Source organism: Bacillus cereus group sp. BfR-BA-01492 (assembly GCF_022662815.1).
Classification (GTDB): domain Bacteria; phylum Bacillota; class Bacilli; order Bacillales; family Bacillaceae_G; genus Bacillus_A; species Bacillus_A cereus_BD.
On the sequence record NZ_JAKUEH010000004.1, the window covers coordinates 75139 to 88739 of the forward strand.

The window sequence follows — 13601 nt, forward strand, 5'->3', positions numbered from 1 at the left end:
ATATTAATTAAAAAGGATGCGAATCATGGAGAATTACGAATGCAAAAACAGAGAAAACATTCTCGAACAATTTAATTTGGCGACTCCCATTTTCCAAGCATTGGGTGATGTAAATCGGCAGCAAATTATTATGATTTTACTTAAAACAGATGGATTAAATGTAACTCAAATAACAGAGCAAATGTCAATTTCTAGACCTGCAGTATCTCATCATCTAAAAATACTAAAACAGGCAGAATTGGTTAGACCAAAGAAACATGGAAAAGAAGTATATTACTCTTTGACAACCAGCAATTTTGTAATTTATATGAAAGAATTAGTATCTGCGATTGAAGCAGGATATTAATTTTTTTAATTAACATGTTTATAAGTTTGAACATATGAACATGTTGTATGCACTTTTAACAAATAGGAGGTACAATGATGCAAAACCAAAACCATTCAAACAAAATTTATTTCTTACTTCTATTAGTTCCTTTGTTTTGGGGCGGTTCATTCTCAACAGCTGAACATGTCGTAACAGAAATCCCACCTCTAGTGGCGGCTACACTTCGTTTCGGTATCGCGGGTGTCATCCTTATGGTGTATTTAACAATTAAAGCAGAGTGGGATATGGGATCTATTAAGAAAAGATGGAAAGGATTATTATTAGTCGCGTTAACTGGTATTTTCGGGTATAATGCTCTTTTCTTTTTAGGTGTACACTATACGTCTGCAATCAATGGTTCATTAATCATTGCAACAATGCCAATCTTCGTTACACTAGGTTCTATTCTCTTTTTAAATGAAAAATGGAACAGTAAGGTCGGAATCAGTTTATCGCTATCTTTAATCGGTGTGATTATTGTTATTACAAAAGGGTCACTTGATATGTTACTCTCTTTAGCATTTAATGTGGGAGATTTACTATTTTTAGCTGCTTTAGCATGTGGCGTTATTTATGGTTTAGTAGGTAAAGCTGTTATGAAAGATGTTTCGCCTTTATTTGCAACTACGATTATGACTGTTATGGGTTCTGTTTTTCTAGCAATCTCTTCCTTATATGAAGGTGGCTGGGACAAAGTACCAAGTATGTCTGCACAAAGCTGGTTAGAAATGTTTTATATGGTTATATGCGGTACGCTTGTTGGATATATTATTTTTAACAAAGGTGTAGAGCAAATCGGTGCAAGTAAAGCGAGTATGTATCTAAATCTTACACCAATCGTGACGACTTTAATTTCTGTAGTGTTCTATGGATCAGTCATGAGTTGGAAAGAAGTAATTGGTATGATATTTGTACTAATTGGGGTATACATTGCTAATTCAAAACCAGCAAGTTCAAGTAAGAAAGTTGCCCTTAATGATTAAAGGGATTGGTATAGATATTACAGAGATTGAAAGATGGAAAAATAAAAAGATACTGCAAAAACTATTCACGGAACAAGAAGTAATGTGGGCTAAAGAGAGTTACATCAACTATTCAATCATGTGGTGCATCAAGGAAGCATCAGTAAAAGCACTCGGTACTGGTTTTCAAAAGAACACTATGTGGAAGGATATAGGGATAGTAAACATTGATGGAAAATACGAAATACATTTCAGCACTGCAGCAAAACAAAAATGCCATATAAAAGCAGAAGATCAATTCCATATTGATGTGACAAGAAACGATACGAGTGTGATAGCACATGTAATTTGGACTGATACTCATTTGGTCTAAAGTTAATATTGGGTTAGCGCAACATCGCTATCAAGCTAAGATTTTAAAGTCCCCCCTAAACGGAAATTTTCTTTTTCTACAGGTAGTTACTTTGAGAAGGTAGCTCATCTTTTTCGTTTTGGGGGTGTTTATTTTTTAGTTGATGGTGATTTGGCGGGCCCCATATAAAGAAAAGACACCCAAAGGTGCCTTCCTCTGACTTGAACCACGTTCATTTAGTATAAACCCATCCGTATTATCCCTTTGTTATACGTGTAAACACATCCTATAAAACAGAATCGTCAATATACACCAGATTGTTAGTTCACAAAGTACAAGAGATTTGAGATCAGTATTAGAGTGACGCCAAACCTTTTATAATTATCGATATGTTACGCCTTTCAAAAGAATCTGCTTTATAGAATGTATCCACAATTTATATTTCACTATATGTAATATTTATTTGGTGTAATTTTTATGAATATGTATAATTGCATAAAGTTTATGAAAAAATGAGAGTATAATTTGGTATTGTGTAATAAAGATAAGGCCCACCTACGGAAATAGGTGGGTTTTTTGTTCATAGCCATCAAGCGCCTCCCATTTGGGTAAATAAGAAGTAAGGTTTCCATTTTAATTGAAAAAAATAGAACAGGTACTTAGATTTTATCACGATTTTTTGCTGAATGAACATGCATTATTACATATCATCATAAATCCCTCTATTTTCCATTTGATAAAATGTAATTCCAATATTGTTAATAATTCACTAGTGTCGCGTAAAAGAATTTTGAATTTTCAGTTTTTTGTTTTTCTTCCATAAGAAGAAAAACAAAAACACTTTAACAGAGGTAGTAAACATCCATTTTTTTACTATAACCTTCGACTTGTGCAACAGAGACATAAAAGCTTTATGGAACGCTCTTTCCTTGGATTTTACGTTGCCAAATGTGTGCAGGTTTCCATAACGATGCTTTTAAAAAGCGACTGATTTGCAAATAGGTTCGCTTACTTTGCGAAGACAACTGAGCTAGTACATGTAAACAGTACACAATCATTGCAATGTATACTTGATTGTGCACCGCTTGTTCGCTCTGACCGTAAAACTTCTTGATATTCAAATGTTGTTTCATCCATTTGAAAAACAATTCTATGGCCCACCGTGACTTATATAACTCGGCGATTTCATCCGCGCCCAAATCAAATTGATTCGTCAGTAAATGTAATTCATTTCCTTTTGAATCGAGTACCTTGATGAAACGAAATGCGTTTTCAGAACGATTTTGTGCCGTGCCAATCACAATCATTTCATCCGAGATCACAGCGGATTTTTTCGGTAAGGAGAATGTCTCGATCACCCGTGTCACCACATTTTTACGTAATCGTGAGACAAAAAAGTAACCTTCATCCGTCATACGGTCGAATCGCTCATAATCTAAGTAGCCACGGTCAAACACATACATGCATTCTTTGTCATCTGCGAATACTTCTAGCTGACCACGATCATGTTCCTTAGCATTCGTAAGGACAGCTTGATCTGGGTACGAATACCCTTTTTCCATAAAGACAAGCCGTAAATGAAGCTTTACTCCTGATTTTGTTCGACGAAATTCCGCCCATTGATGCTTTTTCAAATTCAATGGCAATGTACTCGAATCAATGATTTTCAGTGGTGTTGTCGTTTTACGTCTTGTATAAAAATCGGTCTTTGTGTGAACTTGCGCCACTAAATCAAGAAAAATCATTTGAAAGAACTCGGTCGGAACCTGATTGAGCCGTCTGCCTAATTGAGAGAAGCTGATGGAATCAAGATTCGTTTCGTTCTGCAATTCTTCTGAGAAGACGCAATCACTCAACGCACGTAAACTCTCAGTTTCATGGAGTTGTGCATACAGAAGTAATTTCATAAATGAAGCCATATGAAGTTTCTTTGTATAGTGGTTTAAATGATGCTTCTTCACTTGTTCTTCAAATAATGAAGTAGAAATTGGTGAAAGCCATTGTCTAAATGATGTTTTTCGTGTAATCTTATCCATGGGTTGTCCTTTATTTTGGATTTGGATCGGTTACTACCACCAAACCATTATAAAGGATTTTTTTATGGAGTTTTATAATAAAAGAAAATTCAGATTAATATTCTAAGTTGCATTAGTTTAATGGGACGCTAGTGAAGAAATTTGTCTAATTTTGTTTAAAAGTATGAGATGTAAACTATGCAAAGAAGAAGGAAATGAACGGGAGTTTCGTCGAAGTTTACACAATATCGGCAATTTGAATAGAATGGCTGATGTTGTAGAAAATTTTTAATCGGATTGGGGGAGAAGAGCATGATTTTATCATCGAAGGAGAGGGGAATTAAAAAGTTTTAATTCTGAATATTTTTTTGATTCATAAGGCCTATTTCTATAGTTTATAAGTATTTTTTATCTATTCACTGCTTTTGCAGGGGATTCTTTTTTATGAAAGAAACGTCAATTTTCTTCATATATATATACAAATTGGAGAAATGGGGGAGCGCTATGCGCGATTACTTAATTAAGCCACTTGTTGGTCAGCCGTATCCGATGATTTCTCATGGAAAAGGAGTATATTTATACGATCAAAATGGCAATAAATATTTTGATGGTTCCTCGGGAGCTATTACGGCTGGTATCGGACATGGCGTAACAGAAATTGCTGAAGTAATAAAAAAGCAGGCAGAGGAGATTGCTTTTGTCTATCGGTCACAGTTTACAAGTGAACCAGCAGAAAAGTTAGCAAAGAAACTAAGTGATTTAAGTATAGGAGACTTAAATTGGAGTTTTTTTGTAAATAGTGGTACAGAAGCAAATGAAACAGCTATGAAAATTGCAATTCAACATTTTCAAGAACGTGGTATTCATGGTAAACATAAAATTTTATCAAGATGGATGAGCTACCACGGAATTACGATGGGAGCTTTATCTATGTCTGGGCATCCATTGCGACGACAACGATTTGTATCTATTTTGGAAGATTATCCAACCGTATCAGCTCCATACTGCTTTCGGTGTCCGTTACAAAAAGTATATCCAACTTGTCAGCTTGCCTGCGCAACGGAATTAGAACGAGCAATTGAGCGAATTGGTGCGGAACATATTGCAGCTTTTATAGCGGAACCAATCATTGGTGCTGCCGGTGGAGCGGTTGTTCCTCCAAAAGAATATTATAAAGTGATTAAAGATATTTGTACGCATTATGATATTTTGTTTATTTCGGATGAGGTTATGACAGGGCTTGGGCGAACAGGAGCATGGTTTGCAATGGAGCATTGGGGTGTGGAGCCTGATATTATGACGCTTGGAAAAGGGCTCGGAGCTGGTTATACACCAATGGCAGCGACAGTTATAAGCGATCGTGTTATGGATCCCATTTTACGAGGGTCTCGTTCAGTGATGAGCGGTCATACATTAAGCGCAAATCCATTATCAGCAGCAACCGCTTTAGCGGTTATCGAATATATGGAAAAACATAATTTACCCGAAAAAACAGCGGAAAAAGGAGAATATTTAATAAAGGGATTACAAAAAATTCAGCAGCAATCGACTATTATTGCAGATGTGCGGGGGAAAGGATTCCTAATTGGAATCGAATTGCAACCGTTTACAAAAGCATCAGAACTCATTTCAGTGGCAGCTAAAAACGGCCTCCTTTTATATCAAGCTGTTTCAGGGCAAGCAGGAAAAGAAGATAGCGCATTGCTTGTTGCACCACCAATGACTACTACATATTCTGAGCTAGATGAGCTACTTAGTATTTTTGCTAAGAGTGTAGAGGAAATGATGCAAAGAGGAGGGCATAGTATCGCATGAAAATGGTGACAAATACATTCGGAAAGTTGAAAGAAATAGATGAAGTCATTTCGTTATTTCATGATGATATGACATTAATGTTTGGGGGATTTGGTGGAATCGGATCCCCTCCATCTCTTATACAAGCAATTGTGGAGAAAGGAATTACAAACTTACATGTAATTGGAAACGATACAGGGTTCCCAGATGTGGGGATTGGTCGTCTTATAACAAGAGAAAGAGTAAAATCGTTAATCACTTCTCATATCGGTTCAAATCCGAATGCAGGGAGACAATTAAACGAAGGAAAGTTACAAATTGAATTTTCACCTCAAGGAACATTAGCAGAGCGCATTCGAGCAGGCGGCGTAGGTCTTGGCGGCATTCTTGTTGATGTTGGTGTTGATACGATGGTTGAGGAAGGGAAACGAACAGTTGAATTAAATGGAAAAACGTTTTTAGTTGAAACGGCTCTTACAGCTGAAATAGCGATTGTGTATGCAAAAAAAGCAGATCCATTTGGAAACATTGTTTTTGACAAAAGTGCGCGTAATATGAATCCACATGTTGCGATGGCGGGGGATATTACAATTGTAGAAGCGGAAGAAATTGTACCGCTTGGTGCCTTACATCCGGAAGAAATTGTAATTCCAGGTGCTTTCATAGATTATATTGTTCCATCGGAAGGGGTGAATTGGAAATGGGCATGGGAATAGATGTAAGGGATAAAATCGCAAAGCGAGCTGCGCAAGAAATTCAAAATGGCATGATTGTCAACTTAGGAATTGGTATTCCTTCACTTGTTCCCAATCATTTACGGGAAGATATACACGTTATGTTCCATGCTGAAAATGGAATTATCGGTATGGGACCAACACCTAATAAAGGGGAGGAAGATGCAAATTTATGCAATGCAGCGGGACTGCCGACGTCGATTATTCAAGGGGGAAGTTACTTCGATAGCTGCACCGCATTTGGCATGATTCGCAAAGGGTTATTAGATTTAACAATTCTAGGATCACTGCAAGTGAGCGGAAATGGGGATTTAGCCAATTGGATTGTACCAGGAAAGCGTGTTCCAGGTATTGGCGGAGCAATGGACCTAGCACAAAAAGCAAAGCGAGTCGTTGTTGTAATGAACCATGTCGATAAGTATGGGAATGCAAAGATTGTATCTGAATGTACATTGCCTTTAACATCAAAAAAATGTGTGGATGTCATTATTACCGATATGGCTGTGATGGAAGTCACTTCTAAAGGATTAGTACTTCAAGAATTGATGAGCCCTTATACAGTAGAAGATGTGAGGGAGCATACGGAAGCGGCTTTCCATGTAAGTTCTAAATTGCTTGTAATTGAATGAAGGGAGCGGGATATATGGAAGATTTGAAAAAACAATTATGTGATTATATTGAAAATCATGAAGAAGATAGTGCGAAACTATTAAAACGATTGATCCAAGAAAAGAGTGTGTCTGGAAACGAAAGTGGAGCGCAAGCAATCATAATTGAAAAGTTGCGTGAATTAGGATTAGACCTTGACATTTGGGAGCCGTCTTTTACAAAAATGAAAGATCATCCTTATTTTGTATCCCCAAGAACAAATTTTTCAGATAGTCCTAATATTGTAGCTACTTTAAAAGGAAGTGGCGGCGGAAAATCCATGATTTTAAATGGACATATTGACGTTGTACCAGAGGGAGATGTGAACCAGTGGGATCATCCACCTTATAGTGGGGAAAGAATTGGAAACCGTATATATGGTCGTGGAACGACGGATATGAAGGGAGGGAATATTGCTTTAATACTTGCGATGGAAGCGATTATTAAGAATGAAATTGTATTAAAAGGAGATATTTATTTTCAAAGCGTAATAGAAGAGGAGAGCGGTGGTGCAGGAAGTTTAGCAGCTATTTTAAGAGGATATAAAGCGGACGGGGTCATTATTCCAGAACCAACAAATATGAAGTTCTTTCCAAAACAGCAAGGATCTATGTGGTTTCGACTGCATGTGAAAGGGAAAGCTGCACATGGTGGGACTCGTTATGAAGGAATCAGCGCAATTGAAAAAAGTATGATTGTAGTGGAGCATGTAAAAGAATTAGAACAAAAGAGAAATGACCGAATGGCAGACCCACTTTATAAGGAAATTCCCATCCCAATTCCGATTAATATAGGGAAAATTGAAGGAGGAAGTTGGCCGAGTTCTGTACCAGATTCCTTAATATTAGAAGGAAGATGTGGGATTGCGCCGAATGAGACTATAGAGGCGGCAAAAGAAGAATTTGAAACTTGGATTCAACAATTACAGGATAAGGATGTATGGTTTAAAGATCATCCTGTAGAAGTAGAATGGTTTGGAGCGAGATGGGTGCCAGGTGAATTAGATGAGAAACATGAGCTCATTACAACACTTCAAGATAATTTCATGCAAATTGAAGGGAAAAATCCGATTATAGAAGCATCGCCATGGGGAACAGATGGCGGATTATTTACTCAAATTGCAGATATACCGACGATTATATTTGGTCCAGGAGAAACGAAGGTAGCGCATTATCCAAATGAATACATTGAAGTAGATAAAATGATTGCCGCTGCAAAAATCATTGCATGTACATTATTAGATTGGTGTGAGGTGAAACGATGAACTATTATGAATCATTTAAAGAACAGACAAAGTATTATACTGTAGAAGGAGTATTGGACTATTTTAACAAGCGAGTGCGAGTTGATCAATACACAGGCAATGTAGAATATGTAAGACAAACAGTTGAAGAATTGGCCAAGAAGCATGCTTTCACTAAATGTATTATAAAAGGAAAGGGAGAGCATGTTTCGGCGTGGCTCTCTTTTGGCTTTTTATTAGAAGCAACAATTCCTCATTATTTTCAAGGTCACGATGCTTATTTTTTGGTGAAGTATTTGCAGGATGAAAGAAGAAATAGTATCGAATGGGAAAATGAAGATCAAATTTTAAATGGTGTGAGAGAAAAAAAGGGAACGGATAAACAAGTTCCGACTACATTTACATTGCGGAAGGCCACAGAAGATGATGCACAGCAGTTAGCAAATGTATTCGGAAGAGTTTTTGAAATTTATCCAACACCATTAAATCAAGTGGACTATGTGAAACAAACAATGAAAGAAGATACCATTTATTATGTATATGAATTAGAAGGGAAAATTGTTAGCACTGCTTCTGCAGAGATGAATGTGAAAGAAGGGAATGCAGAACTAACAAATTGCGCGACTTTACCGGAGTATCGAAAACATGGTTTTATGAAAAGCTTACTTGTTCAATTAGAAGAAGAACTGCGAGATCGAGCAATCTTTTGTTCTTATACAATTGCACGCTCGCTCTCATTTGGAATGAATGCGGCTTTTCATCAGTTAGGCTATACGTATACAGGTAGACTTGCTAACAATTGTTATATTTTCGACAAATTAGAAGATATGAATGTATGGGTAAAAGATTTATCCAATTATTGATAGGTAGTACGATTCGGGGGGAAATACGTGGGAGCAGAGCTTGCCCATAAACGACAAATTCGTAAAAGTTATTCATACTGATGAAAGTTTCACTTTATTCAGTATGAATGATTAAACAAATAACGAATGTGGAGAAGAAACAATAGAATGAAATCACAATGCTTATAATCGCACATAGGGGTGCCGACAATTCGGCATGTAATATGCTGAATTGTCGGCAAAAGGAGGGATGACATTGCTAGCTGTTTCTACACAAGAAGTCATTGAAGCGATTTTGAGCAGTATTGATGAAGCAATTCATGCTGTAGATGAAAATGGAATTACCATTTTTTATAATGAGGTTGCAGCGAAGCATGATGGTTCAAAAATTGAGAATGTACTAGGAAAGCATTTATTAGAGGCATTTCCATCGTTATCTCGGGAAACGAGTACACTTATGAAAGTTTTACATACAAAAAAGCCTATCGTCCATCAAGTGCAGCGTTATCAAAATTTAAAAGGTGAGGATGTATGTACTGTTAATACGACTTTACCTATTTTCATAGAAGGAAGTATTGCTGGAGCGGTTGAGATTGCAAAGGATTATACAACGATTCAAAAATTAACAGATACAATTGTTGATTTACAGTCAAAAATGAAGTGTTCTTCTAAACGAAAAATAACGAAAAAACATATTGCGTTTAATACAATCGTGACGAATGATACTCGTTTTCGTCAAACGAAAGAGTTAGCGCAAAAGGTAGCCCCAACAGATGCAAATGTTTTAATATACGGCGAAACAGGAACAGGAAAAGAATTATTTGTCCAGGCAATTCATGAAGCTTCAAAAAGAAAAAATAAACCGTGTATTGCACAAAATTGTGCGGCGCTCCCAGAATCACTATTAGAAAGTTTATTATTTGGAACAACAAAAGGTAGTTATACGGGAGCTATTGAGCGTGCGGGGTTATTTGAGCTTGCAGATGGAGGGACATTATTTTTAGATGAGTTAAACTCGATGCCCCTTGATCTGCAAGCAAAAATGCTTCGCGTTTTAGAAGACGGGGTTATACGTCGAATAGGTGATAATAAGACAAGAAAAGTAGATGTACGTGTCATTACTGCAATGAATCAGCCTCCAGAAGTCTGTTTGCGTGAAAATAAGATTCGTACGGATTTATATTATAGATTGAATGTATTTTCTCTCTATATTCCGCCACTTCGTGAGCGAATAGAAGATGTTTTATTGCTAGCATCTTATTTTTTAAAACAGTATAACAAGAAATATAAAAAAGATGTATTTGAGATTAACGATGATGCAAAAGAGAGATTATTATCGTATCATTGGCCAGGAAATGTAAGAGAACTAAAGCATACGATTGAACATGCTGTAATTATTGCAGAAGGGCATTCGCTAACAGCTTGTTGTTTACCCCGAATATTTCAGAAAGAAAACAGACAGGAGAAGAAAAAGATATTGCCTTTACGCGAGGCGCTGTCTCAAATAGAAAAGGAATTGATTCATCGAGCTCTAATAGAAACGGAGGGGAATATATTACAAGCGGCTAAATTACTGAGTATTCCAAGACAAACTTTGCAGTATAAGTTAAATAAATATAAAAAAAACGCCGAATAATCGGCGTTTTTTATGTGTTTGCACCAATAAAAGAGCGTTTACATATACAAAAAGTAACAAGAATCATAGTGAGTTATTATCGTATCTACACGTAAAAAACGATTTTTCCTATATATAATAAAGAATCTTACAATTTTGCTTATCAAAATTGTGAAGTTGGCATAATTATTGCTTATATAAAAAGTGAGCGTAAAAAAAGGGGGAATAGCAATGTTACACGATGTATATAAACCAAATCGTCATTGGAAAGAAATTGAATTATGGAAAGACGTGACAGAAGAACAATGGAATGATTGGATTTGGCAATTAACGAATACGATTAAAACGTTAGATGATTTAAAGAAAGTCATAAATTTAACACCAGAAGAAGAAGAAGGTGTTAAAATTTCAACAAAAACGATTCCGTTAAATATTACACCGTACTATGCTTGGCTTATGAATCCCGATGATCCGCGCTGTCCGATTCGAATGCAGTCTGTACCGATTTCGGAAGAATTATATAAAACAAAGTATGATTTAGAAGATCCACTACATGAAGATGAAGATTCACCAGTTCCTGGTTTAACACATCGCTATCCAGATCGCGTCTTGTTTCTTGTAACAAATCAATGCTCCATGTATTGTCGTTATTGTACACGCCGCCGCTTTAGTGGACAAATTGGCATGGGCGTACCAAAAAAACAATTAGATGAAGCAATTGCTTATATTCGTGAAACACCGCAAGTACGAGACGTTTTAATTTCTGGCGGTGATGGGCTCCTGATTAATGATAAAATTTTAGAATATGTATTAAAGAATTTACGAGCAATTCCGCATGTGGAAATTATTCGTATCGGAACAAGGGCGCCAGTTGTATTCCCGCAACGTATTACAGAAAATCTATGTAATATTATGAAAAAATATCACCCAGTATGGCTCAATACACATTTTAATACTTCTATTGAAATTACAGAAGAGTCTAAATTAGCATGTGAAATGCTTGCAAATGCAGGCGTTCCAGTTGGGAACCAAGCGGTTATTTTAGCAGGAATTAACGATAGTGTCCCAATTATGAAAAAACTGATGCACGATTTAGTGAAAATTCGAGTTCGTCCATATTATATTTATCAGTGTGATTTATCGGAAGGAATTGGTCATTTCCGTGCGCCAGTATCTAAAGGCTTAGAGATTATCGAAGGACTGCGCGGACATACTTCTGGTTATGCAGTACCAACGTTTGTTGTAGATGCTCCAGGCGGAGGCGGTAAAATTGCGCTTCAGCCAAACTATTTAATCTCGCAAAGTGCGGATAAAGTTGTACTCCGTAACTTTGAAGGGGTTATTACAACGTATCCAGAACCAGAAAATTATGTACCAGGAAGAGCGGAAGGGTATTTTAAAGAAATTTATCCGACATATGAAGAGAAGCGCTCTGATATTGGTGTAGCGGCATTAATGAGCGATAAGAAATTTAACCTCGTACCAGATGACCTACAGCGTATGAATCGCCGAAAAGATTATGAAATGAATGAAACGCATTCATCCTTAAAGGATAAGCGTGAAAAACGTGATCAACTTAAAGATAAAAAATATAAAGCACAAATGGAAAAGCTAGAAGCTGATGAAAAATCTGAAGGTGATGCAGTATGAATTGTATGTGGTGTGAAAGTACAGAAGCAACAGAAAGTGTAAATACTGTATATTGGGAGTTGCCGGATGGTACAAAGGCAATTGAAATCCAAAAAACACCATGTATTTCTTGTTTTTCGTGTGGGATGGAATATCAACCAGATCATATTGTGAAAGAAATTGAAGATCAGTTGTTTCTAATTTATACAAAAGATTTGCCAAAGCAACTGACTTATGAGGAATTAATGGAGCGTCCGCGTTTATTAAAGAGAAATTATTTTGATTTTTAACCAGCCATTGTGCTGGTTTTTTTCTTTTCTCCCTTGTATAATGTACCCAAGTTAGAAAGGTAGGGAATATTTTTGAAGAAAACATTTTACCATTATATGATGAAACACCGTGCGCCATTGGTTAAAAATGAAATATCTGATTTGGCAGAAGCAATCTACGATGATTTAAGTTTTCCAAAGCAATCAGAAGATTATCATGAAATTAGTTCATACTTAGAATGCAGTGGATTAATAGAAAGTATGTCTATCTTTGATAAGGCATGGGATTTGTATTTACAAGAAAGATAGCTAGCATAATATGGTTGTAAAAATACATCGCTTTATAAAAAGTGATGTATTTTTTTATGAAAAAAATTTTTTGAATATACGCTTATGTGATAAGCGTTTTTATATCGTTCGCATATACTGTTATCAAAATCACGACTTTAAAAAGGAGAGATATAGATGTCAAGAAAAAAACAACCTAAATATAATGTCGGAGATATAGTCGTGATTACGCTATATGGAACCGTTGGTAAAATTACAAATATGAAAGTACTAGACGGTGTATATGTATATGAAATAAATAATCACGATGGATATTATGTGGAACAAACGCTTCAACATGTTACAGAGCAAGATATGAAAAAAAATAAGACAGAGTGGATTGAACTATGTTATCAGTTTACATTTGGCGACCTTGTGCAAGTTTCAGGGTATGATCAAGATATTTTTCGTATCGTTGGATTTCGTACAGAAGTATGGAGATATAAAAATGATGCATGGGAAGATACGATATATGAATTATCAAGAATTACAGATGGTGAGTGGTTAGAAGCGGATGAATCTGATTTAACACTACTTGCGAATGCCCAAACAGCAAATGCGATTTTAAAGAAAATGAAACAAGATAAAGCAGGAATGAATAAATTAGACTTAGAGAAATTGAAATCCATTAACAATTCGAAGAAAGTAAGTATTAAAACAAATAAGCAAGAAATTATTGATGGATTATTAGATATTTATAATGATTATCAGTTATTATATGAAACTTTTCAGGATGAAGAGTATAAAATTGTGATGAATGTGATTCATAATTATCTAGTAAAATTAACAGAAAAAAAATAATGG

General features: G+C 36.0%; 14 protein-coding genes. 13 read left to right on the plus strand and 1 reads right to left on the minus strand.

The features are described 5' to 3' along the window. Positions 1–25 precede the first annotated feature (25 nt). From MR063_RS07470 to MR063_RS07480, 3 genes are all read left to right on the plus strand, one after another. A complete protein-coding gene (locus tag MR063_RS07470) occupies positions 26–346 on the plus strand; it encodes an ArsR/SmtB family transcription factor (protein WP_044306992.1) in 321 nt (106 codons plus the stop codon). A 77-nt stretch (positions 347–423) separates the two neighbouring features. Then, positions 424–1350, plus strand: a complete 927-nt coding sequence (locus tag MR063_RS07475) for a DMT family transporter (RefSeq protein ID WP_061139895.1) — start codon at positions 424–426, stop codon at positions 1348–1350. Continuing rightward, entirely contained in the window at positions 1343–1702 is a 360-nt protein-coding gene (locus MR063_RS07480; protein WP_242195821.1) for a holo-ACP synthase, read from the plus strand. Before MR063_RS07475 ends, MR063_RS07480 begins: the two co-directional genes overlap by 8 nt. An 890-nt stretch (positions 1703–2592) precedes the next feature. Here the strand turns inward: MR063_RS07480 and MR063_RS07485 are convergent. Beyond that, positions 2593–3717: an IS4 family transposase gene (locus MR063_RS07485; RefSeq protein ID WP_242195824.1), complete on the minus strand. Its 1125-nt coding sequence runs from the start codon at positions 3715–3717 to the stop codon at positions 2593–2595. A gap of 483 nt (positions 3718–4200) precedes the next feature. Here MR063_RS07485 and MR063_RS07490 point away from each other — a divergent pair, with 483 nt between their 5' ends. The 10 genes from MR063_RS07490 (at position 4201) to MR063_RS07535 (ending at position 13598) form a co-directional block, all read left to right on the plus strand. Beyond that, positions 4201–5511, plus strand: a complete 1311-nt coding sequence (locus tag MR063_RS07490) for an aspartate aminotransferase family protein (RefSeq protein ID WP_242195828.1) — start codon at positions 4201–4203, stop codon at positions 5509–5511. Further along, positions 5508–6206, plus strand: coding sequence for a CoA transferase subunit A (locus tag MR063_RS07495; protein ID WP_242195830.1), 699 nt, complete (start codon positions 5508–5510; stop codon positions 6204–6206). Before MR063_RS07490 ends, MR063_RS07495 begins: the two co-directional genes overlap by 4 nt. Continuing rightward, entirely contained in the window at positions 6191–6853 is a 663-nt protein-coding gene (locus MR063_RS07500; RefSeq protein ID WP_242195833.1) for a CoA transferase subunit B, read from the plus strand. Before MR063_RS07495 ends, MR063_RS07500 begins: the two co-directional genes overlap by 16 nt. Positions 6854–6867: 14 nt before the next feature. After that, positions 6868–8136 (plus strand): peptidase, encoded by a 1269-nt coding sequence (locus tag MR063_RS07505; RefSeq protein WP_242195836.1) that lies wholly within the window; start codon positions 6868–6870, stop codon positions 8134–8136. Next, positions 8133–8978, plus strand: coding sequence for a putative beta-lysine N-acetyltransferase (ablB, locus tag MR063_RS07510; RefSeq protein ID WP_242195839.1), 846 nt, complete (start codon positions 8133–8135; stop codon positions 8976–8978). The genes MR063_RS07505 and ablB overlap by 4 nt, the downstream gene beginning before the upstream one ends. A 229-nt stretch (positions 8979–9207) precedes the next feature. Then, a complete protein-coding gene (locus tag MR063_RS07515; RefSeq protein WP_242196278.1) occupies positions 9208–10593 on the plus strand; it encodes a sigma-54 interaction domain-containing protein in 1386 nt (461 codons plus the stop codon). A 210-nt stretch (positions 10594–10803) separates the two neighbouring features. Continuing rightward, positions 10804–12222: a lysine 2,3-aminomutase gene (kamA, locus tag MR063_RS07520; protein WP_242195842.1), complete on the plus strand. Its 1419-nt coding sequence runs from the start codon at positions 10804–10806 to the stop codon at positions 12220–12222. After that, positions 12219–12491 carry a YokU family protein gene (locus tag MR063_RS07525; protein ID WP_242195845.1) on the plus strand — a complete coding sequence of 91 codons (273 nt, stop codon included), beginning with the start codon at positions 12219–12221 and terminating at the stop codon, positions 12489–12491. Before kamA ends, MR063_RS07525 begins: the two co-directional genes overlap by 4 nt. 72 nt (positions 12492–12563) lie before the next feature. Further along, on the plus strand, positions 12564–12779 hold the full coding sequence (locus MR063_RS07530) for a YozE family protein (RefSeq protein WP_012094179.1): 216 nt from the start codon (positions 12564–12566) through the stop codon (positions 12777–12779). Positions 12780–12935: 156 nt separating this feature from the next. Continuing rightward, positions 12936–13598 (plus strand): hypothetical protein, encoded by a 663-nt coding sequence (locus MR063_RS07535; protein WP_242195848.1) that lies wholly within the window; start codon positions 12936–12938, stop codon positions 13596–13598. Positions 13599–13601 lie beyond the last annotated feature (3 nt).